Below are 21,289 nucleotides of genomic sequence, written 5' to 3' on the forward strand. Positions count from 1 at the left end.
GGGTGCCCAGGGGACGCCGGGGACAAACTCCGGATGGACGGCCGCCGCGGGCCCCGCGGGCGCCGGGCCGGGTCAGCGGGCGAGGACGCCGTCCAGGAAGCGCGTGACGTCCGCGAACACCTCCGCCCGGTTCGTCTCGTTGAAGACCTCGTGCCGGGCGCCCGGGTAGATCCGCTCGGTCAGGTCGCCGCCGCTCAGCGGCTCGACGCCGACGCGGCTGCCGGGCAGCGGCACCAGCCGGTCGTCGTCCCCGTGCACCCACAGCAGCGGCAGCCGGCCGACGTCGCCGCCCTCGGCCACGGTCTCCAGCGTCCGCACGAACGCCTGAAGCGTCGGCCGCTTCATCGGCCCGTGCCACACCAGCGGGTCCGCCGCGTACGCCGCTCCCACCGCCGGGTCGCGGGAGAGCGAGGCCGGGCTGATCGGGGTGTCGGGGATCTCCGCCAGGGCGAGCAGCCGGCGCGGCAGCTCCCAGTCGCCGATGACGGGCCCCGACAGCACCAGCGCCGTCAGCTCGCCGGGGTGGCGCTGGGCGTAGCGGGCGGCGACGAGGCCGCCCATGGAGTGTCCGATCAGGACGACCGGCAGGCCGGGGTGGGCGGCGCGGGCGAGATCCGCCACGGTGTGCACGTCGGTGACCACGTCCTCGAAGTCCTCGATCACCACCCGCTCGCCGTCCGAGCGCCCGTGCCCGGTGTGGTCCGGCGCGTAGACGGCCGCGCCGTGTCCGGTCAGCACGTCCGCCACCTCCTCGTAGCGCCCGGTGTGCTCGCCGTACCCGTGGACCAGCAGCGCGACGTAGCGGGGGCGCCCGGCGGGCCACTCGCGGACGGCGATCCGCCCCCGCGTCCCGGTCAGCGTGTGCTCGCGGGCCTCGGCCATGTCTTCTCCGGCTGTGTCGGCGACGGTCCTCCGGAGGATCTTCCCAGGACCCCGTCCGGCGGTCTATAGTCCAAAACTAGCAGTGCTAATTAAGGCTGGTGTTCAGCAAGGTTCGTGATGGTCGACGCGGCGGCGGTGCGCCGTCCGGTGACCGCGCGACGACGGTCAGGAGTCTTTCGTGCGTCCCGTCCACTTCGCGGCCGCCCGCCGCACCCCGATCGGCAAGCTGCGCGGCGCGCTGTCCGCCGTACGGCCCGACGACCTCGCCGCCGCCGTGATCCGGGGCCTGGTCGCCGACGTGCCCGCGCTGGACCCGGCCCGGATCGACGACGTCTACTGGGGCGCCGCCAACCAGGCGGGCGAGGACAACCGCAACGTCGCCCGGATGGCCGCCCTGCTCGCGGGCCTGCCCGAGACCGTGCCCGGCGCCACCGTCAACCGGCTGTGCGCCTCCGGTCTCGAAGCCGTCACCACCGCCGCCCGCACCATCGCCGCGGGTGAGGCCGACATCGTGCTGGCCGGCGGCTCCGAGTCCATGAGCCGCGCCCCCTTCGTGCTGCCCCGCCCCGACGAGGCGCTGCCGCACCGCATCGAGACCGCCGACACCCGGCTCGGCTGGCGCCTGGTCAACCCGGCGATGAAGGACCTGCACGGACTGCTCGCCATGGGGGAGACGGCCGAGGAGGTCGCCGAGCGGTACGGCGTCCCGCGCGAGCGCCAGGACGAGTTCGCCCTGCGCAGCCACCGCCTCGCCGCCGAGGCCCGGAAGAACGGTCACTTCGACGACGAGATCCTCCCCGTCGAGCGCCCGGACGGCGTGGTCGTCGACACCGACGAGTGCGTCCGCGAGGACACCTCCCTGGAGAAGCTGAGCCGCCTCAAGCCGGTTTTCCGCCCCGGCGGCACGGTCACCGCGGGCAACGCCTCCCCCATGAACGACGGCGCCGCGGGCCTCCTCCTGGTCAGCGAGGAGGCGCTGAACGACCTCGGCCTGGAGTCGCTGGGCCGCTACGTCGCGGGCGGCTCGGCCGGTGTCCACCCCGACGTCATGGGCATCGGCCCGGTCCCGGCCACCCGCAAGGTGCTCGCCCGGGCCGGCTGGAGCGTCGGCGACCTCGCGGAGGCCGAGTTCAACGAGGCGTTCGCCGCCCAGGCCCTCGCCTGCGTCGACCGGCTCGGCATCGACCCCGACCTGGTCAACCCCACCGGCGGTGCCATCGCGCTGGGCCACCCGCTCGGCTGCTCCGGCGCCCGCATCCTCACCACCCTGCTCCACCGCATGCGCCGCACGGGGGCCGGCCGCGGGCTGGCCACGATGTGCGTGGGCGTGGGGCAGGGCAGCGCGGTCCTCGTCGAACGCCACTAGGCCCGCGCCGGTCGAAGCCACCCCCTCTGCAGAGCCGCAGCAAGGAAACGGAGCAACACCCCATGGCAACCCTCTCCGTCGCCGCCATCCTGGCCGAGAACGCCCGGCGCCGTCCCGACAAGGAGGCGCTCGTCGAGGGCGACCTGCGGCTGACCTTCGCCGAGGTGTGGCGGCGGGCCCGCGCCCGGGCCGGTGCCCTGGCCGGCCTGGACGTCCGGCCCGGGGACCGGGTGGCGCTGATGGCACCGAACACCGCCGACTTCCCCGTCGCGTACTACGCCGCCGCCGCGGCCGGAGCCGTCGTGGTGCCGGTGCACCTGCTGCTGTCGGCGGCCGAGGTCGAGCACGTGCTGCGCGACAGCGGTGCCACCCTGCTGCTGTGCCATCCGGCGCAGGCCGGGACCGGAGCGGCCGCCGCGCGGGAGACCGGCGTACGGATGATCACGCTCGGCGAGGAGTTCGACAAACTCGCCGCGGACGCCGAGCCGCTGCCCTCCTACGTCACCCGTAACGCCGACGACCCGGCCGTCGTCTTCTACACCAGCGGCACGACCGGCGTTCCCAAGGGCGCCGTGCTCAGCCACTTCAACCTGGTGATGAACGCGACGGTCAACGCCTTCGACGCCAACGACATCCGGCCCGACGACGTGGCGCTCGGCGCGCTGCCCCTCTTCCACGCCTTCGGCCAGACGGTCTCCCTGAACTCCACCTGGCGGGCGGGCGCGACCCTCGTCCTGCTGCCGCGCTTCGACGCGGCGCGCGCCGTCGAGCTGATGGTGAAGGAGGGCGTCAACACGTTCCACGGGGTGCCGACCATGTTCGTCGCCCTCGCCGCCGCGGCGGCCGGGGCCGCGGTCCTGCCGGAGCTGCGGGTGTGTATCTCCGGCGGCGCCTCGCTGCCGGTGGCCGTCCTCGAACGGTTCGAGGAGGCCTTCCGGGCGAAGATCTACGAGGGGTACGGGCTGTCGGAGACCTCTCCGGCGGCCGCCGTGAACCAGCCGGTGTTCGGCGCCAGGCCCGGCACCATCGGCCACCCGCTGTGGGGCGTCGACGTGGAGATCGCCCGCGCCGAGGTCGAGGGCGCGGTGGAACTGCTGCCGCCCGGCGAGCTGGGCGAGGTCGTCGTCCGCGGCCACAACGTCTTCTCCGGCTACCTCGGCCGCCCCGAGGCCACCGCGGAGGCACTCGTCGACGGCTGGTTCCGCACCGGGGACCTGGGCACCAAGGACGAGGACGGCTTCCTGAGGATCGTCGACCGGAAGAAGGACGTCATCATCCGGGGCGGCTACAACGTCTATCCGCGGGAGGTCGAGGAGGTGCTGCTGCGCCACCCCGGCATCGCACAGGTCGCCGTCATCGGCCTCCCGGACGAACTGCACGGCGAGGAGGTCTGCGCCGTGGTCGTGCGCGCCCCCGGCACGACGGCCGACGCGGCGGTTGCGGACGCCGGGGACGTCACCGAGTGGTCCAAGCGGCACCTCGGGCGGCACAAGTACCCGCGCCGGGTCGAGTTCGCGGACGAGCTGCCGCTCGGGCCGAGCATGAAGGTGCTGAAGCGGGAGCTGCGCGTGCGGTACACCGACCACTGAGGACCGATGGGCGAGACGGTGCTCACCGCGCCGGTGGGCCGGGCATAGCATCGGTCCCCGCAATGGACACCATGACGCTCTGGCACCTCACCGGCTGGGAATTCGCCGCCCTCGCCTTCGCGGCCCTGCTCGTCGGCTTCTCCAAGACCGCGGTGAGCGGGGCCAACACGGTCAGCCTCGCGATCTTCGCGGCGGTCCTGCCCGCCCGCGCCTCCACCGGCATCCTGCTGCCGATCCTGATCGCCGGTGACATCCTGGCCGTCCTCACCTACCGGCGCCACGCGCACTGGCCCACCCTGTGGCGGCTGTTCCCGGCGGTCGGGGTGGGCGTGGTGGTCGGCACCGTGTTCCTGGTGTGGGCCGACGACGCGGTCGTGCGCACGTCGATCGGCGCGATCCTGCTCCTCATGGCCGGGGTGACGGTGTGGCGCCGGCGGCAGGCCGACGCCGCCGAGCAACCGGACGAGGTCACCTCGCGCGCCGGCCGGGTGAAGGCCCGCTCGTACGGAGTCCTGGGCGGCTTCACCACGATGGTCGCCAACGCGGGCGGCCCGGTGATGTCGCTGTACCTGCTCTCCGCGGGGTTCCGGAAACTCGGCTTCCTGGGCACGTCGGCGTTCTTCTTCCTGATCGTCAACGTCTCCAAGCTGCCCTTCAGCGCGGGCCTCGGCCTGATCGACGGCCACTCGCTGCTGCTCGACGCGGCGCTGGTCGTCTTCGTGGTGCCCGGCGCCTTGCTCGGCAAATGGGCCGTGAACCGCATCAACCAACGCCTGTTCGAGCGTCTGGTGATCGCGGCGACGGTGGTGGGCGGTCTTCAGCTCCTGCTCGCCTGACGCGTTCCGGGAGACCGCTGCTGAGGTCCTCCACCAGCAGCCGCTTGGCGATGGCGTCGACGGCGGCGCGCAGCTCCGCGTCCGTGGGGCGGCCGATGTCCCGCTCCACCCGGTCCTCCAGCCAGGTCGCCCAGGCCCGGCCGATCACCAGCGCCTCGCGGGCCCCCGCGTCGGTGTGGGAGAGCAGGGAGCCGTGGCGGGTCAGGAACCCCTCCTCCACCATCCGGTCGAAGACCGGCAGCAGCACCTCCGGCGGGAGCCGGCGGCGGGCGGCGATCAGGCCGAGGCTGGCGTGCCCGACCAGCCGCGTGAACAGGTCCACCTGCATCACCGCCCAGGCGCCGGCGACGTCCAGCCGGGTGTCGCTGTCCGCGACGATCCGGCGCGCGGTGTCCAGTTCCGTACCGCCGATGATCTTCCCGACGGAAGCCTCCAGCGTCCGCCTGCTGTTGGCGTCGTGCGGTGAGGCGAAGCCCTCGCCCATGTCCGTGGAGCCCGCGCGGGCGCTGTCGCGCAGCTGGACCTGCTTGAGGAACAGGGCGACGACGAAGCCCAGGACCGCGACCGGCACCGTCCACAGGAACACGGTCTGGATGGTGTCCGCGTACGCGCCGACGATCGGCGCCGACGCCGGGGGCGGCAACCGGTGCACGCCCTCCGGACTGGTCGACGCCCTGGCGATCACCGACGGGTCGGCGGCCCCGGTGCGGGCCGCCGCCGTGACGCCGTCACGCAGGTTGGGGCCGAGCGCGTTGGCGTAGATCGTGCCGAACACGGCGGTGCCGAAGGAACTGCCCAGCGTGCGGAAGAAGGTGACGCCGGAGGTCGCGGTGCCGAGGTCGGCGTATTCGACGGTGTTCTGCACGGCGATGGTCAGCACCTGCATGGACAGGCCGATCCCCGTGCCGAGGACGAACATGTACAGCGATTCGAGCCCCGCGCCCGTGGCCGGACCCATCAGCGACATCAGGTACAGGCCGACGCCCATCACCAGCGTGCCCGCGATCGGGAACAGCCGGTAGCGGCCCGTCTTGCTGACCACGTTGCCGCTGAACACCGAGGCGATCAGCAGCCCCGCCACCATCGGCAGCGTCCGCACCCCGGAGACGGTGGCCGAGTCCCCGTCCACGTACTGCAGATACGTCGGCAGGTACGTCAGCGCGCCCAGCATGGCGAAGCCGACGATGAAGCTGAGGATCGAGCAGACCGTGAACACCGGGTTGGAGAACAGCCGCATCGGCAGCATCGGTTCGGCCGCCCGGGTCTCCACCCAGCAGAACAGGCCGAGCGCGATCAGCCCGCCCGCGAACAGGCCGATGATCACGGCCGAGCCCCACGCGTACTGGTTGCCGCCCCAGCTGGTCGCCAGGATCAGCGCGCTGGCGCCGACCGCGACCAGCGCGATGCCCAGGTAGTCGATGACGGGACGGGCCGCCGACTTCACCACCGGGATGGTGCGGGCGGCGGCGATCACGACGACGACCGCGATGGGCACGTTGACGTAGAAGGCCCAGCGCCAGGACAGGTGGTCGGTGAACAGCCCGCCCAGCAGCGGCCCGATGACGGTCGCGACCCCGAACACCGCGCCGATCGCGCCCTGGTACTTGCCCCGCTCCCGCAGCGGGATGACGTCCGCGATCAGCGCCATCGACGTCACCATCAGGCCGCCCGCGCCGACGCCCTGCACCGCCCGCCAGAGGATCAGCAGCGGCATGTTCGTCGCGAGCCCGCACAGGAACGAGCCGGTGATGAACACGACCGCGGACACCTGGAAGACCACCTTGCGGCCGAACAGGTCACCGAACTTGCCGACCAGGACCGTCGCCACGGTCTCCGCGAGCAGGTACGAGGTCACCACCCACGACATGTGTTCGGCACCGCCCAGGTCCGACACGATCGTGGGCAGCGCGGTGCCCACGATCGTCTGGTCCAGGGCCGCGAGGAGCATACCGAGCATGATCGTGACGAAGACGACGTTGCGGCGCCGCCGGTCCAGCACGGGCGGCTGGGAGGCGGCGGTCCGCGGCGATTCCTCGGCGACTGTCACACGGTCACGATCACACCCGTGCACCGGCCACGCATGCGGGGACGGTCCGCCCGGGTGTGCCCAGAGGACCCGGTCGGGACCGGCCCGGTCAGCGGTCGCCGGGGTTGCGCCGCAGCAGGTACGTGTCCATGATCCAGCCCTTGCGCTCCCGCGCCTCGGCGCGCAGCCGCTCGATGCGGGGCGCGGCCTCGGCGATCGGGCCGGAGTCGAGGATCTCGTCCGGGGTGCCCAGGTAGGCGCCCCAGTAGATGTCGATGTCCTGGTCCGCGTACTGCCGGAAGGTCTGGTGGGCGTCGAGCATCACGACGACGTCGTCCGCGTCCTCGGGGAAGCCCTCGGCGAGCCGCCGCCCCGTGGTGATCTGCACCGGGCGCGCCACCCGGTTCAGCCCGGTCCGGTGCCGGGCGACGAGGGAGGAGACGCTGCTGATGCCGGGCACCACGTCGTACTCGAACGCCACCGAGCCGCGCTCCAGGATCTCCTCCAGGATGCCCAGCGTGCTGTCGTAGAGCGCCGGGTCGCCCCACACCAGGAACGCGCCGCTCTCGTCCTCGCCCAGCTCCTCGGCGATCAGCCGCTCGTAGATGCCCGCGCGGGCACTGCGCCAGTCCCCGACCGCGGGGGAGTACGCCGCCCCGCCCGCGCCGCGGTCCCGCTCGGGGTCGCGCGCCTCGACGACCCGGTACGCCCCCTCCGGTATGTGCGTCTCCAGCATGTCCCGGCGCAGCCGCACCAGGTCGGCCTTGGCCTCGCCCTTGTCCAGGACGAAGAACACGTCCGTGCTCCGCAGCGCCGCGACTGCCTGGAGCGTCAGCTGGTCGGGGTCGCCCGCGCCGATTCCGATCACATGAATGGTCCGCACGCCACGAGTCTGCCGTACGCCTCCGACAACGCCCCGGCCGGGCTGCCCCGGCTGCGGGTTCAGCCCCGCAGCCGGGGCGCCCGCGCCGCCGCGTCCACGGTCCCGCCGCCCTCCACCTCACCGGCCAGCTCCCGGGCCCACCCGGCGACCGCCCCCAGATCCATCCCGTACGGCCGCTTCCGCCCGGCCGATGCCGCCCACTCGGTCACGGCGCCCGCCCCGCGCCGCAGCAGCCTGGCCCCGCCGGTGACATTGCCGCGCGCGGAGTGCGTGAGGCCGACGGCCAGCTGGGCCATGCCCCGCCACAGCTCCCGCTCCTCGTCGGGCCCCGACTTCCAGGCGTCCTCGAAGACCTCGTGCGCGTGGAACGGCTTCCCGCCGTCCAGCAGCCGCTGCGCCTCGGCGACGGTCTCCTCCGGGGCCCGTACGACGCCCTCGGGCTGGCGGTCCACACCGTCCGCGCCGTACGGCAGCGGGCGTCCGAGCCCGTCCCGGGGCCGGGCGTTGCGCGCCCGGCCCTCGTCGTCACGGTCCCGCCCCTCCGCCGGGCGGTCGGAGGCGGTGCGGTCCACGGGGTTGTCGGCAGGGCTGTCCATGGGACCGATTGTCCCTCGCCGACGCCCGCTTAGGCGTCGCCCGGTGTGTGGGGTAAAGTGCTGTCCGCGTGATCGCGCGGTACACCGCGCGTGAGCACACCGGGACGTGGCGCAGCTTGGTAGCGCACTTGACTGGGGGTCAAGGGGTCGCAGGTTCAAATCCTGTCGTCCCGACGGTGTGGAGGGCCTGCACGGACGGGAGTCCGTGGGGGCCCTTTTCTCGTGCTGTCGCCGCCTCCCGGCGGTCAGTCCCGCGGTCGTGCGCCCGCGGTGACGAGCAGGTCCATCGTCTCCGGGTACGGTCCCTTCGACGCCCAGTCCAGTGGTGCCCGGCCGGTGCCGTGGTCCTCGCGCAGGTTCGGGTCGGCGCCGTGTTCGAGGAGTGCGCGGACGGCCTCCGTGTGGCCCCAGCAGGCAGCCCCGCACAGTGGTGTGCCCTCCGAGCCGATCCCGCTCTCCGTGTCGGGCCGGGCTCCGGCGGCCAGCAGGACGCGGACGATGTCGGCGGCCCCGTTCACGGACGCCACGTACAGCGGGGTGCTCCCGGTCGGGTCCGCCGTCTCGGCCGGTGCTCCGGCGCGCAGCGCGGACCGCACCCGCGACAGGTCGCCGACGAGCGCGGCGTCGACGAGACGCCGGGACAGTCTCTTGTGCTTTCGCCTGTTCACGCGAGCCGAGATTACGTGGCGCTTGACTTGAAGCGCACTTCAAATTGAAGACTCCCCTGCGTACCCGGACGACCGGGAACGAATGGGGAGGATCACCATGAAGTACCGCACCATAGGCGCCGATCCGGCGCACCGCCGTGAGGTGAGTGTGCTCGCGCTCGGCGCGATGCTGTTCGGCTCGCGGACCGACGAGCGGACCTCGTTCGCCGTCCTCGACCGCTATGTGGAGGCCGGCGGGAACTTCATCGACACCGCCGACAACTACGCCTTCTGGACCGACGGCGGCCAGGGCGGCCAGAGCGAGGAACTCCTCGGGCGCTGGCGGCGCAGCCGCGGGGTCGGCGACGAGGTCGTGATCGCCACCAAACTCGGCGCGCGTCCGCTGGCACCCGGCACCCACTACACCGACAACCCGGAGGGCCTGTCGGCCAAGGTGATCCGCGAGGCCGCCGACCGCAGCCGGGAACGGCTCGGCATGGACAAGCTGGACCTGCTCTACGCGCACCTCGACGACTTCACCGTGGAGCAGCGCGAGACCGTCGAGGGGTTCGGCGCACTGGTCGCGGAGGGCACCGTCGGACTGCTCGGCGTCAGCAACCAGGCGATGTGGCGCGTCGAACGGGCCCGGGCCCTGGCCGCCGCGGCCGGACTGCCCGGCTACGAGGTGCTGCAGTACCAGCACAGCCACCTGCGCCCCCGCTTCGACGTGCCCAGCGAGTTCTCCCCGTACGGCAGCCTGGCCCACGCCGGCGCCGAACTCCTCGGCTACCTGCGGGCCGAGCGGGACCTGACCCTGGTCGCCTACTCGCCGTTGCTGGCCGGTGCCTACGTCCGCGAGGACAAGCCGCTGCCCCCGGACTACGACCATCCGGGCACCCCGGCCCGGCTCGCCGTGCTCCGCGAGGTCGCCCGGGAGACCGGGGCCACGGTCAACCAGGTCGTCCTCGCCTGGCAGATCGGCGCGGAACTGCCGATCGTGCCACTGGCCGGGGCCTCGTCGGTGGCCCAGCTGGAGGAGAACCTGGCGGCCGTGGAGCTGGAACTGACGGCGGACCAGCGTGCCCGCCTGGACGCGGTCCACTGAGGCCGGTCAGTTCCTGACCAGCAGCTGGAAGTCGAACGCGTAACGGGACGCGCGGTAGACGTGTGTCCCGTACTCGACCGGCCGTCCGGTGTCGTCGTACGCGATCCGCCGCATGGTGAGCAGCGCGGCGCCCTCCTGCTCGCCCAGGAGCCCGGCCTCCTCGCGGGAGGCGATGCGGGCGCCGACGGTCTGGCGGGCGCTGTGCAGGGTGATGCCACGGGAGCGCATCATCCGGTACAAACCGGTCGACTCCAGGCGGGCGTCGTCGAGTTCCAGCAGGCCCGCCGGGAGGTGGTTGCACAGCATCGCCACCGGCTGCCCGTGGGTGAGGCGCAGCCGCTCCAGGACGGCGACCTCGGTGCCCTCCGGGACGCCGAGGGCCGCCGCGACCTCGGCGGTGGCCGGGACGCGCTCGTTGCGCACCACCCGGGTGCCGGGGCCCTGCCCGGCCGCCTCCAGGTCGTCGTAGAGGCTGCTCAGTTCCAGCGGACGCTTGACCTGGCTGTGCACCACCTGGGTGCCGACCCCGCGCCGCCGCACCAGGAGCCCCTTGTCGACCAGCGACTGGATCGCCTGCCGGACGGTCGGCCGGGACAGGCCGAGGCGGACGGAGAGGTCGACCTCGTTGCCCAGCAGGTTCCCCGGCGCGAGCACGCCGTGCTCGATCGCCGCCTCCAGCTGCTGGGCCAACTGGTAGTAGAGCGGCACCGGGCTGCCGCGGTCCAGGGCGAAGTCCAGGGTGCTGATCACGGGGGCGGTCACGGCACGTGCGGGGTCGCCGGGCTTCGCCATGGACGTACCTCCCTTGCGTAGGGGACGGGCTGTCGGGGGAGCCGAGAACCTCAGAGGTGGCGGCGTCGGTCGGCGACCGCGCGCTCGTAGGCCGCCCGCGCGTCCGTGGCGGCCTCGCGGGCCGACACCTCGGCCACCGGCACGTCCCACCACGCCTGAGCCGGGAGGGCGTCCGACGCGGGCGCCGTCTCGACGTACACACACGTCGGGCGGGTCGCCGCGCGGGCCGTCGACAGCGCCTCGCGCAGCTCCCGCACCGTCTTGGCGCGCAGTACGTCCATGCCGAGGCTGGCCGCGTTGGCCGCGAGGTCGACGGGGAGCGGGGCGCCGGTGAAGGAGCCGTCGGCGACGCGGTGGCGGTAGTCGGTGCCGAAGCGCTCGGCACCCACCGACTCGGACAGGCCGCCGATGGAGGCGTAGCCGTGGTTCTGGACCAGGACCAGCTTCACCGGCAGGTTCTCCTGGACCGCCGTGACGATCTCCGTGGGGTTCATCAGGTACGTGCCGTCGCCGACCAGGGCCCACACGGGGACGTCGGGCGCGGCCTGCTGGACGCCGAGCGCGGCCGGGATCTCGTAGCCCATGCAGGAGTAGCCGTACTCCAGGTGGTACTGGCGCGGGGAGCGGGCCCGCCACAGCTTGTGCAGGTCGCCGGGGAGCGAACCGGCCGCGTTGATCACCACGTCCTCGTCGCCGACGACCGCGTCCAGCGCGCCCAGCACCTGCGTCTGGGTCGGCACCGCGCCGTCGTCGTCGGCGCGGAAGGCCGCCTCGACCGTCTCGTCCCAACGGGCCTTCCCCGTGCGGTACTCGCTCTCGTACGCCGCGTCCACCCGGTGCCCGGCCAGCGCCTGCGTCAGCGCGGCGAGCCCCGAGCGGGCGTCGCACACCAGGGTGGCGGCGGCGAGCTTGTGGGCGTCGAAGGCGGTGATGTTGAGGTTCAGGAAGCGGACGCCGGGGTGCTGGAAGAGGGTGCCGGAGGCCGTGGTGAAGTCCGAGTAGCGGGTGCCGACGCCGATCACCAGGTCCGCGGTGCGGGCCAGGGAGTCGCTCACCGCGGTGCCGGTGTGGCCGATGCCGCCGAGGTCCGCCGGGTGGTCGTGGCGCAGTGCGCCCTTGCCGGCCTGGGTGGAGGCGACCGGGATGCCGGTGGCGTCCACCAGCGCCTTCAGGGCCTGTTCGGCCTCGCTGTGGTGGACGCCGCCGCCCGCCACGATCAGCGGGCGTGCGGCGGCGCGGACCGCCCGGACGGCCTCGGCCAGCTCCGCCGGGTCGGGCACGGGGCGGCGCACCCGCCAGACGCGGTCGGCGAAGAACTCCCGCGGCCAGTCGTACGCCTCCGCCTGCACGTCCTGGGGCAGTGCCAGGGTGACCGCGCCGGTCTCCGCCGGGTCGCTGAGCACGCGCATCGCCTGGAGCGCGGAGGCGAGGAGCGCCTCGGGGCGGGTGATCCGGTCGAAGTACCGGGACACGGGCCGCAGGGCGTCGTTGACGGACACGTCGGCCTCGACCGGGTGCTCCAGCTGCTGCAGCAGCGGGTCGGCGGCGTGCGAGGCGAAGTAGTCGCCGGGCAGGAGCAGGACCGGCAGCCGGTTGACGGTGGCGAGCGCGGCGCCGGTGACCAGGTTGGTGGCGCCGGGGCCGATGGACGTCGTCACCGCCTGCGCGGAGAGGCGGTTGAGCTGCCGGGCGTGGCCGACCGCCGCGTGCACCATGGCCTGTTCGTTGCGGCCCTGGTGGTACGGCATCGCCTCGCGGTACTCGACGAGCGCCTGGCCGAGGCCGGCCACGTTGCCGTGGCCGAAGATGCCCCAGGTGCCGGCGATCAGGCGGTGCCGCACGCCGTCGCGTTCGGTGTACTGCGCGGCCAGGAAGCGCACCAGGGCCTGGGCGGTGGTCAGTCGGCGGGTGACGGCGGCGCTCATGCGGACCTCTCCGGTGCGGTGTAGAGGGGGAGCCGGGGGTCGACCGGCTGCTCGGGCCAGGTGTCGCGGACCCAGGCGTGGTCGGGGTGGTCGCAGATCAGCCAGGCGCGTTCGGGCTCCGGCCCGGCCATGACGTTGAGGTAGTACATGTGGTGGCCGGGGACCGCCATCGACGGCCCGTGCCAGCCGTCGGGGATCAGCACGACGTCCCCGTCGCGCACTTCGGCGAGCACGTCGGTTCCCCGTCCCTGCCCGGAGGGGGAGACGCGTTGGTAGCCGAGGCCCGGGGTGCCGTCGTGGTCCGCGAACTCGAAGTAGTAGATCTCCTCCAGCACCGACTCCTCGCCGGGCCGGTGCTCGTCGTGCTTGTGGGGCGGGAAGGAGGACCAGTTGCCGCCCGGCGTGACGACCTCGACCGCGATCAGCCGGTCGCACTCGAACACCCCCGCCGCGCCGAAGTTGTTGACCTGCCGTGAACAGTTCCCGGTGCCCCGCAGCTCCACCGGCACCGAGGACGCCGGGACGTACCGGGCGGGCAGGTGGCGGGTGCAGCGGGCGCCGGTCAGGGCGAACCGGCCGCCGCCGGTGGACGTCAGGGTCGTACGGGCGTCGCGCGGCACGTACGCGAAGTCGGTGACACCGCTGAACACGTCGGCACGGCCGTCGAGTTCGAAGGTGTCGTGGCCGAAGTCGTCGGCGGTCGCGACCGTGCAGCCGCCGCTCAGCGGCAGGACGATCCACTCGCTCTCGCCGCTGTCGAAGGTGTGGCCTGCGCCGGGGGCGAGGTCCACGACCCGCAGCCCGGAGTAGCCCCAGCCCGCGCTCTCGGGCGTCACGTCCACGGTGTAGGGGCCGTCCGCCGCCGCCTTGCCCGCCGGAAGGTGATACGTCATCGTCCGCTCCTCCGCCTCTCCTCGGTCACACCCGGTCACAGCAGTCCGACGGCCGTGTCCACGGCCTGTTCCACGCTGCCCCCGGCCGGGTAGAGCAGCGAGCGGCCGACGACCATGCCCTGCACGGTGGGCAGCCGCAGGGCCTTGCGCCAGCGTTCGTAGGCCGCGGTCTGGTCCGCGGGGGAGCCCCCTATGTCGCCGCCGAGCAGCACCGCGGGCAGCGTGGAGGTCTCCAGGACCTCGGCCATGTCGTCCGGGTCGTGGGTGACGGGCAGTTTCAGCCAGGTGTAGGCGGAGGTGCCGCCGAGACCGGAGGCGATGGCGATGGAGCGGGTGACGGCCTCGGCCGACAGGTCGTTGCGCACCCGGCCGTCGATCCGCCGGGAGATGAACGGCTCCACGAACAGCGGCAGTTCGCGTGCCGCCATGGCGTCGACCGCCCGGGCGCTCGCCTCCAGCGTGGCCAGCGAGCCGGGGTCGTCGTAGTCGATGCGCAGCAGCAGCTTGCCGGCGTCGAAGCGCAGCCGGGCGATGTCCTCGGCGCGGTGGCCGGTGAAACGGTCGTCCATCTCGAAGGCGGCGCCCGCGAGTCCGCCGCGGTTCATCGAACCCATGACGACCTTGTTCTCCAGCACCCCGAGCAGCAGCAGGTCCTCCAGTACGTCCGCGGTGGCGAGCACCCCGTCGACGCCGGGCCGGGACAGCGCGGTGCACAGGCGTTCCAGCAGGTCGGCCCGGTTGGCCATGGCGAGCCTGCGGTCGCCGACGCCGAGCGCGCCGCGCGCCGGATGGTCGGCGGCCACGATCATCAGGCGGCCGGAGTCGCCGATCAGCGGACGGCGTACCCGGCGGGCCGCGGCCTCGGCGATCGCCTCCGGGTGCCGGGCTCGGACCGCGGTGAGGTCCGGGATGCTGGAGATGCTGGGGGACAAGACGAAGCTCCGTTCAGGGAGTGGCTCGCGCGAGGAGGTCGTCGACCTCCGCCTCGGTGGGCATCGCGGAGGAACAGGCGAGACGGGAGGCGACCAGGGCGCCGGCCGCGTTGGCGTACCGCATGATCCGCTCCAGCTCCCAGCCGGAGAGCAGACCGTGGCACAGGGAGCCGCCGAACGCGTCGCCCGCGCCGAGTCCGTTGACCACCTCGACGGGGACCGGCGGCACTTCGGCGGACCGGCCGTCGCGGTGCACGGCGAGGACGCCCGCGGGGCCCTGCTTGACGACGGCCAGTTCCACTCCGGCCGCCAGCAACGCCTCGGCGCAGGCGCGGGGTTCGCGCACGCCCGTGGCGATCTCGCACTCGTCCAGGTTGCCGACCGCGACGGTCGCGTGCCGGAGCGCCTCGGCGTAGTACGGGCGGGCCTGGTCCGGGTCGGCCCAGAACATGGGGCGCCAGTCCAGGTCGAAGACCGTGGTGCCCGACTTCGCGCGGTGGGCGAGGGCGGCCAGTGTCGCCGTACGGCTCGGTTCCTCGCTCAGCCCGGTGCCGGTCATCCAGAAGATCGAGGCCGCGCGGATCGCGTCCAGGTCCAGCTCCTCCGGGTGGATCTCCAGGTCGGGAGCCTTGGGGCGGCGGTAGAAGTACAGCGGGAAGTCGTCCGGCGGGAAGATCTCGCAGAACGTCACCGGGGTCGGGTACGCGGCGACCGGGGCGACCCAGCGGTCGTCGACGCCGAACTCCTTCAGCGCGCCGTGCAGATAGGCGCCGAAGGGGTCGTCGCCGGTCCGGGTGACGACGGCCGTGGCGCGGCCGAGCCGGGCGGCGGCGACCGCCACGTTGGACGCCGAACCGCCGAGAAACTTGCCGAAGGTCTCAACCTCCGCCAGGGGTACGCCCGTCTGCAAAGGATAGAGGTCGACCCCGATGCGGCCCATCGTGATCAGATCGAAACGCGGGACTGACTCGGCCATGTGCGACGCTCCTCGGGCTGGGCGGGGGCCTGCCGCCTCCCAGGTGTATGACTCCTGGACGACGCTGTCAAGACTTTGTACTTACATTCGGACCTGTGAGTGAAATGATGTCTTGACAAAGTATTGACAGTGGGCGTCTCAAGGACTTGTATCCGGTCCCAGTGCAGCAACAGCCATTCTTCTCGGGTCTGGCACACGGCTTTCCCGTCGCACAGTCGCACAGTGAGGTGCAGGAAAAGATGGACCGCTCTTCGCACGCCCGCTCCCGCAGATTCGCCCCCGCCGTGGCCCTCGCCGCCGCCGCGGCCCTGACCCTCGCCGGCTGTTCCAGCAGCTCGGGCGGGAAGAAGGCCGACGAGGAGGGCGACTCGGGGGCCTCCGCGGGCAAGGCGAACACCCCCCGCATGACCGTCGCCCTGGTCACCCACCAGGCGCCCGGCGACACCTTCTGGGACATCGTCCGCAAGGGCGCCCAGGCCGCCGCCGACAAGGACAACGTCAAGCTCGTCTACTCCGCCGACCCGAACGCGGGCAACCAGGCCAACCTGGTGCAGAACGCGATCGACCAGAAGGTCGACGGCATCGCCGTCACCCTCGCCAAGCCGGACGCCATGCGGAGCGTCCTGGCCAAGGCGGAGAAGGCCGGCATACCCGTGGTCGGGCTCAACTCCGGTCTGGCGGACTGGAAGAAGCTCGGCCTGATGGAGTTCTTCGGCCAGGACGAGACCGTGGCCGGCGAGGCGCTCGGCAAGCGGCTCAACGAGGACGGGGCCAAGAAGGCCGTCTGCGTCATCCACGAGCAGGGCAACGTCGGTCTGACCCAGCGCTGCGACGGCGTGAAGAAGACCTTCGAGGGGTCCCTCGAGAATCTCTACGTCAACGGCACCGACATGCCCTCGGTGAAGTCGACCATCACCGCCAAGCTCAAGCAGGACGGCGACATCGACCACCTCGTCACGCTCGGCGCCCCCTTCGCCATGACCGCCGTGCAGTCGGTGGACGAGTCCGGCGGCAAGGCCAAGGTCGCCACCTTCGACCTCAACAAGGAACTGACCGGCGCCATCGACAAGGGCGACATCGAGTTCGCCGTCGACCAGCAGCCCTACCTCCAGGGCTACCTCGCGGTCGACGGACTGTGGCTGTACAAGAACAACGGCAACTACAGCGGCGGCGGTGAGCAGCCGGTGCTGACCGGCCCGGCCTTCGTCGACAAGTCCAACGTCAAGGCCGTCGCCGAGTTCGCCTCGAAGGGCACCCGGTGATGAGCATGGCCCAACAGGCTGAGCCGGCGGTGACCACACCGCCGGCCCCCGGCCCCCAGCAGACCGACGGGCGGACCCGGGAGCGCCCCCTGGCGCTGCGGCTGCTCGCCCGGCCCGAGGTCGGGGTCTTCCTCGGCGCCGTCGCCGTGTTCGTCTTCTTCCTGATCGCCGCGCCCACGCTCCGCGACGGCGGCTCCATGGCGACGGTGCTGTACCAGTCGTCCACCATCGGCATCATGGCGCTGCCCGTCGCCCTGCTGATGATCGGCGGCGAGTTCGACCTGTCGGCCGGTGTCGCCGTGGTCACCTCGGCGCTCACCGCCGGCATGCTCAGCTACCAGCTGACCATGAACGTCTGGATGGGCGTGGTCGTCGCCCTCGTGGCCTCGCTCGCCGTCGGCGCCTTCAACGGCTGGGTGCTGGTGAAGACCGGCCTGCCGAGCTTCCTGGTGACGCTGGCCACCTTCCTGGTCCTCCAGGGCGTCAACCTCGCCGTCACCAAGCTCGTCACCGGCAACGTCGCCACCGACGACATCAGCGACATGGACGGCTTCGACCAGGCCAAGGCCCTGTTCGCCTCGTCCTTCGACGTCGGCGGCGTCGAGGTGAAGATCACGGTCGTGTGGTGGCTGGTCTTCGCGGCCCTGGCCACCTGGGTACTGCTGCGCACCAAGTACGGCAACTGGATCTTCGCCGTCGGCGGCAGCCAGGAGTCCGCCCGCGCGGTCGGCGTGCCGGTCACCTTCACCAAGATCACGCTGTTCATGCTGGTCGGCTTCGGCGCCTGGTTCGTCGGCATGCACCAGCTGTTCTCCTTCAACACCGTGCAGTCGGGTGAGGGCGTCGGCCAGGAGCTGATCTACATCGCCGCGGCCGTCATCGGCGGCTGTCTGCTCACCGGCGGCTACGGCTCCGCCATCGGCCCCGTCTTCGGCGCCTTCATGTTCGGCATGGTGAACCAGGGCATCGTCTTCGCGGGCTGGAACCCCGACTGGTTCAAGGCCTTCCTCGGCGTGATGCTCCTCGGCGCCGTCCTCATCAACCTGTACGTCCGCCGCGCCGCGACCCGGAGGTGATCGGAAATGACCAGCAAGACCCCCGCAGCCCCCGGCACCCACGGCGCCGTCCTCGCCGACCCCGCACCCGAGCAGGACCGCCCGCTCGTCGAACTCCGCCGCGCCGGCAAGTCCTACGGCAACATCCGCGCCCTGCACGGAGTCGACCTCACCGTCCACCCCGGCAGGGTGACCTGCGTGCTCGGTGACAACGGTGCCGGCAAGTCCACCCTCATCAAGATCATCTCCGGGCTGCACCAGCACACCGAGGGCGAGTTCCTCGTCGACGGCGACGCCGTGCGCTTCGCCACCCCGCGCGACGCCCTCGCCCGCGGCATCGCCACGGTCTACCAGGACCTCGCCACGATCCCGCTGATGCCGGTGTGGCGGAACTTCTTCCTCGGCTCCGAGATGACCAAGGGCCCCTGGCCCGTGCGCCGCCTCGACATCGCCCGCATGAAGCGGACCGCCGACGAGGAACTGCGCAACATGGGCATCGTCCTGGACGACCTCGAACAGCCCATCGGCACCCTCTCCGGCGGCCAGCGCCAGTGCGTCGCCATCGCCCGCGCCGTCTACTTCGGCGCCCGCGTCCTCATCCTCGACGAGCCCACCGCCGCCCTGGGCGTGAAGCAGTCCGGCGTGGTCCTCAAGTACATCGCCGCCGCCCGCGAACGCGGACTCGGCGTCATCTTCATCACCCACAACCCCCACCACGCCTACATGGTCGGCGACCACTTCAGCGTGCTGCGCCTGGGCACCCTCGAACTGAGCGCCGCCCGCGCCGACATCACCCTCGAAGCACTCACCAACCACATGGCCGGCGGTGCCGAACTCGCCGCGCTCAAGCACGAGCTGGCGCAGGTCGGCGGGGTCGACGTCGAGGCGCTGCCCGACGACACGGGCGATGCGGCCGCGGCCACCGCGCCCGATACTGCCGACAGGACCGACGCCGCAGCCTCCGATGCCGCCGCATCCGGCGGCGCCGCCTCCGAAAGCACCGCATCCGGTACCGCCGAAGGGAAGGCCTGAGCATGCCCTCTGCCCTCGACCGCATCCGCGTCGGCTCGGCCCCCGACTCCTGGGGCGTCTGGTTCCCCGACGACCCCCGGCAGGTGCCGTGGGAACGGTTCCTGGACGAGGTCACCGAGGCCGGCTACGACTGGATCGAGCTGGGCCCCTACGGCTACCTCCCCACCGACCCCGCCCGGCTCACCGACGAGGTGACCCGGCGCGGGCTCAGGGTCTCCGCGGGCACCATCTTCTGCGGGCTGCACCGCGGGCCCTCCGAGTGGGACGCCACCTGGGAACAGGTCAGCCGCGTCGCCGCCCTCACCCGGGCCATGGACGCCAGGCACCTCGTCGTCATCCCGTCCTTCTGGCGCGACGACAAGACCGCCGAGATCCTGGAGCCGCCGGAGCTGACCGGCGAGCAGTGGGCCCACCTCACCCGCGGCATGGAGCGCCTCGGCCGCGAGGTGCGGGAGACCTACGGCCTGGACATCGTCGTCCACCCGCACGCCGACACCCACATCGACACCGAGGAGCACGTCGAGCGCTTCCTCGACGCCACCGACTCCGACCTGGTGAACCTCTGCCTGGACACCGGCCACTACGCCTACTGCGGCGGCGACAGCGTCAAGCTGATCGAGACCTACGGCGAGCGCATCGGCTACCTGCACCTCAAGCAGGTCGACCCGGAGATCCTCGCGGGGGTGCGGGAGGGCGGGGTGCCGTTCGGCCCGGCCGTGCAGCGCGGCGTGATGTGCGAGCCGCCGGGCGGCGTACCGGAGCTGGGCCCGGTGCTCACGGCGGCCCAGGAACTCGGCGTGGACCTGTTCGCCATCGTCGAGCAGGACATGTACCCCTGCGAGCCGGACAAGCCGCTGCCCATCGCGGTGCGCACCCGGAAGTTCCTGCGCTCCTGCGGCGCCTGAGACGGGCCGCACCGGCGGGGGAGTCCCGCCGGTGCCCCGCTCGGCGGGCCGATGTCAGTGGTGCGCGCTAGCGTGCGCAGCACTGACACCTCGTCCCGTTCCGGGAGGCACCCATGTCCTCGCGTCTCAACCCGTACCTCAGCTTCGACGGCGACGCCCGACAGGCGATGGAGTTCTACGAGCAGGTGTTCGGCGGCACGCTGGCGCTGAACACCTTCGGCTCGGCCGGCATGCCGGACCCCGCGTACACCGACAAGATCATGCACGGCATGCTGGAGACGCCGAGCGGCTTCACCCTGATGGGCGCCGACACGCCGCCCGGGATGGAGTACACGCCGGGCAACACCTTCGCGGTGAGCCTCAGCGGCGACGACGCGACCGAGCTGCGCGGCTACTGGGAGAAGCTGTCCGCCGGCGGTTCCGTCGCCGTGGCCCTGGAGAAGCAGATGTGGGGCGACGTCTTCGGCATGTGCACGGACCGCTTCGGCATCCCCTGGATGGTGAACATCGGCGAGCCGGCGAGCTGACCGGGCAGCCCGCCGGACCGTGGGCCCGGGACGCCCCGCTCAGCCCCGCCGCACCTCCGCGATCGTCACCGGCCGGTGCTCGCGCAGCGACAGGGTGCACGCCTCGGCGATCCAGCCCGCCTCCAGGGCGTCCTCGATCGTGCACGGGGAGGTGCGGGTCCCGGCGACGACCTCGGTGAACGCGGTCAGCTCGGCGCGGTAGGCGGCGGCGAAACGGTCCATGAAGAAGTCGTGGGGAGTACCGGACGGGAAGGTCGCACCCGGCTCGACCGACCGCAGCGGCAGCCTGTCCTCCAGTCCGACGGCGATCGAGTCGTCGAAGCCGTGGATCTCCATCCGGACGTCGTGACCGCGGCCGTTGTGGCGGCTGTTGGAGACCACGGCGAGGGTGCCGTCGTCCAGGGTGAGGACCGCGCCGGTGGTGTCCGCGTCGCCCGCCTCCCTGATGTAGTCCGCGCCGCGGTTGCCGCCGACGGCGTACACCTCGCTCACCTCCCGGCCGGTCACCCAGCGGATGATGTCGAAGTCGTGCACCGAGCAGTCCCGGAAGATGCCCCCGGAGGCGGCGACGTACGCGGCGGGCGGCGGCGCCGGGTCCAGCGTGGTCGACCGTACGGTGTGCAGCGTGCCCAGCTCGCCACTGCGCACGGCGGCCCGTGCGGCGGCGAATCCGGCGTCGAAACGGCGGTTGTAGCCGATCTGGACCGGCACGTCGCGGCCCGCGATCGCCTTGAGGACCTCGACGCCCTCGGTCATGGTGCGGGCGACGGGCTTCTCGCAGAAGACGGGCACACCGGCCTCGACGGCGGCGAGGATCAGGTCCGGGTGGGCGTCGGTCGCCGCCGCGACCACCACACCGTCCACACCGGCGGCCAGCACCGCCTCGGGCGAGTCCGCGACCTCGGCGCCGAAGCGCTCGGCGGCGGCCTTCGCGGCGTCCGCGAACGGGTCGGCGACGACGAGTGAGCCGACGGCGTCGAGTCCGGCGAGGGTCTCGGCGTGGAAGGCGCCGATGCGGCCGAGGCCGAGGATTCCGATACGCATGTGCTGTGCTGCTCCT

General features: G+C 72.4%; 20 protein-coding genes and 1 tRNA gene. 10 read left to right on the forward strand and 11 right to left on the reverse strand.

The window, feature by feature from the left end; all coding sequences use genetic code 11:
- Nucleotides 1–72: 72 nt before the first annotated feature.
- Nucleotides 73–882, reverse strand: a complete 810-nt coding sequence (locus BZZ08_RS18685; RefSeq protein WP_104633393.1) for an alpha/beta hydrolase — start codon at nucleotides 880–882, stop codon at nucleotides 73–75.
- Between the two features lie 178 nt (nucleotides 883–1,060).
- On the opposite strand from BZZ08_RS18685, the gene BZZ08_RS18690 reads away from it, so the two are divergent.
- The 3 genes from BZZ08_RS18690 (at nucleotide 1,061) to BZZ08_RS18700 (ending at nucleotide 4,673) form a co-directional block, all read left to right on the forward strand.
- Nucleotides 1,061–2,248 carry a thiolase family protein gene (locus BZZ08_RS18690; RefSeq protein ID WP_104633394.1) on the forward strand — a complete coding sequence of 396 codons (1,188 nt, stop codon included), beginning with the start codon at nucleotides 1,061–1,063 and terminating at the stop codon, nucleotides 2,246–2,248.
- A 62-nt stretch (nucleotides 2,249–2,310) separates the two neighbouring features.
- Nucleotides 2,311–3,837 (forward strand): long-chain-fatty-acid--CoA ligase, encoded by a 1,527-nt coding sequence (locus tag BZZ08_RS18695; RefSeq protein WP_104633395.1) that lies wholly within the window; start codon nucleotides 2,311–2,313, stop codon nucleotides 3,835–3,837.
- Nucleotides 3,838–3,899: 62 nt separating this feature from the next.
- On the forward strand, nucleotides 3,900–4,673 hold the full coding sequence (locus BZZ08_RS18700) for a sulfite exporter TauE/SafE family protein (protein WP_104633396.1): 774 nt from the start codon (nucleotides 3,900–3,902) through the stop codon (nucleotides 4,671–4,673).
- Here BZZ08_RS18700 and BZZ08_RS18705 read toward each other — a convergent pair.
- From BZZ08_RS18705 to BZZ08_RS18715, 3 genes are all read right to left on the reverse strand, one after another.
- Nucleotides 4,600–6,720 carry an MDR family MFS transporter gene (locus tag BZZ08_RS18705; protein WP_198601563.1) on the reverse strand — a complete coding sequence of 707 codons (2,121 nt, stop codon included), beginning with the start codon at nucleotides 6,718–6,720 and terminating at the stop codon, nucleotides 4,600–4,602. The genes BZZ08_RS18700 and BZZ08_RS18705 overlap by 74 nt on opposite strands.
- An 88-nt stretch (nucleotides 6,721–6,808) precedes the next feature.
- Entirely contained in the window at nucleotides 6,809–7,582 is a 774-nt protein-coding gene (gene cobF, locus BZZ08_RS18710; protein WP_104633398.1) for a precorrin-6A synthase (deacetylating), read from the reverse strand.
- A 59-nt stretch (nucleotides 7,583–7,641) separates the two neighbouring features.
- Complete coding sequence (locus BZZ08_RS18715; protein WP_104633399.1) at nucleotides 7,642–8,178, reverse strand: DUF309 domain-containing protein; 537 nt, start codon at nucleotides 8,176–8,178, stop codon at nucleotides 7,642–7,644.
- A 100-nt stretch (nucleotides 8,179–8,278) separates the two neighbouring features.
- On the opposite strand from BZZ08_RS18715, the gene BZZ08_RS18720 reads away from it, so the two are divergent.
- Nucleotides 8,279–8,352: transfer RNA gene (locus BZZ08_RS18720), tRNA-Pro, on the forward strand.
- 71 nt (nucleotides 8,353–8,423) lie between these two features.
- Here BZZ08_RS18720 and BZZ08_RS18725 read toward each other — a convergent pair.
- Entirely contained in the window at nucleotides 8,424–8,846 is a 423-nt protein-coding gene (locus BZZ08_RS18725; protein WP_104633400.1) for an ankyrin repeat domain-containing protein, read from the reverse strand.
- Nucleotides 8,847–8,943: 97 nt separating this feature from the next.
- Here BZZ08_RS18725 and BZZ08_RS18730 point away from each other — a divergent pair, with 97 nt between their 5' ends.
- Nucleotides 8,944–9,930, forward strand: coding sequence for an aldo/keto reductase (locus tag BZZ08_RS18730; protein WP_104633424.1), 987 nt, complete (start codon nucleotides 8,944–8,946; stop codon nucleotides 9,928–9,930).
- Between the two features lie 6 nt (nucleotides 9,931–9,936).
- On the opposite strand, the gene BZZ08_RS18735 is transcribed toward BZZ08_RS18730, so the two are convergent.
- The 5 genes from BZZ08_RS18735 to iolC are packed head-to-tail and all read right to left on the reverse strand — an operon-like array spanning nucleotide 9,937 to nucleotide 15,448.
- Nucleotides 9,937–10,722, reverse strand: a complete 786-nt coding sequence (locus BZZ08_RS18735; RefSeq protein WP_104633401.1) for a GntR family transcriptional regulator — start codon at nucleotides 10,720–10,722, stop codon at nucleotides 9,937–9,939.
- 50 nt (nucleotides 10,723–10,772) lie between these two features.
- Nucleotides 10,773–12,647, reverse strand: a complete 1,875-nt coding sequence (iolD, locus tag BZZ08_RS18740; protein ID WP_104633402.1) for a 3D-(3,5/4)-trihydroxycyclohexane-1,2-dione acylhydrolase (decyclizing) — start codon at nucleotides 12,645–12,647, stop codon at nucleotides 10,773–10,775.
- Nucleotides 12,644–13,540 carry a 5-deoxy-glucuronate isomerase gene (gene iolB / locus BZZ08_RS18745; protein WP_104633403.1) on the reverse strand — a complete coding sequence of 299 codons (897 nt, stop codon included), beginning with the start codon at nucleotides 13,538–13,540 and terminating at the stop codon, nucleotides 12,644–12,646. The genes iolD and iolB overlap by 4 nt, the downstream gene beginning before the upstream one ends.
- 35 nt (nucleotides 13,541–13,575) lie before the next feature.
- Nucleotides 13,576–14,472 (reverse strand): Cgl0159 family (beta/alpha)8-fold protein, encoded by an 897-nt coding sequence (locus tag BZZ08_RS18750; RefSeq protein ID WP_104633404.1) that lies wholly within the window; start codon nucleotides 14,470–14,472, stop codon nucleotides 13,576–13,578.
- A gap of 13 nt (nucleotides 14,473–14,485) precedes the next feature.
- On the reverse strand, nucleotides 14,486–15,448 hold the full coding sequence (gene iolC, locus BZZ08_RS18755) for a 5-dehydro-2-deoxygluconokinase (protein WP_104633405.1): 963 nt from the start codon (nucleotides 15,446–15,448) through the stop codon (nucleotides 14,486–14,488).
- A 239-nt stretch (nucleotides 15,449–15,687) separates the two neighbouring features.
- On the opposite strand from iolC, the gene BZZ08_RS18760 reads away from it, so the two are divergent.
- The 5 genes from BZZ08_RS18760 (at nucleotide 15,688) to BZZ08_RS18780 (ending at nucleotide 20,229) form a co-directional block, all read left to right on the forward strand.
- Nucleotides 15,688–16,710, forward strand: coding sequence for a sugar ABC transporter substrate-binding protein (locus BZZ08_RS18760; RefSeq protein ID WP_104633406.1), 1,023 nt, complete (start codon nucleotides 15,688–15,690; stop codon nucleotides 16,708–16,710).
- Complete coding sequence (locus tag BZZ08_RS18765; protein ID WP_198601564.1) at nucleotides 16,710–17,786, forward strand: ABC transporter permease; 1,077 nt, start codon at nucleotides 16,710–16,712, stop codon at nucleotides 17,784–17,786. Before BZZ08_RS18760 ends, BZZ08_RS18765 begins: the two co-directional genes overlap by 1 nt.
- A 6-nt stretch (nucleotides 17,787–17,792) precedes the next feature.
- Nucleotides 17,793–18,797, forward strand: coding sequence for an ATP-binding cassette domain-containing protein (locus BZZ08_RS18770; RefSeq protein ID WP_104633408.1), 1,005 nt, complete (start codon nucleotides 17,793–17,795; stop codon nucleotides 18,795–18,797).
- A 2-nt stretch (nucleotides 18,798–18,799) separates the two neighbouring features.
- Nucleotides 18,800–19,702, forward strand: coding sequence for a sugar phosphate isomerase/epimerase family protein (locus BZZ08_RS18775; RefSeq protein WP_104633409.1), 903 nt, complete (start codon nucleotides 18,800–18,802; stop codon nucleotides 19,700–19,702).
- 113 nt (nucleotides 19,703–19,815) lie between these two features.
- Entirely contained in the window at nucleotides 19,816–20,229 is a 414-nt protein-coding gene (locus tag BZZ08_RS18780; protein ID WP_104633410.1) for a VOC family protein, read from the forward strand.
- 39 nt (nucleotides 20,230–20,268) lie between these two features.
- Here BZZ08_RS18780 and BZZ08_RS18785 read toward each other — a convergent pair whose 3' ends face one another.
- A complete protein-coding gene (locus BZZ08_RS18785; protein ID WP_198601565.1) occupies nucleotides 20,269–21,273 on the reverse strand; it encodes a Gfo/Idh/MocA family protein in 1,005 nt (334 codons plus the stop codon).
- Nucleotides 21,274–21,289: the final 16 nt, after the last annotated feature.

The sequence above is a fragment of the Streptomyces sp. MH60 genome, from assembly GCF_002939385.1.
Lineage (GTDB): Bacteria > Actinomycetota > Actinomycetes > Streptomycetales > Streptomycetaceae > Streptomyces.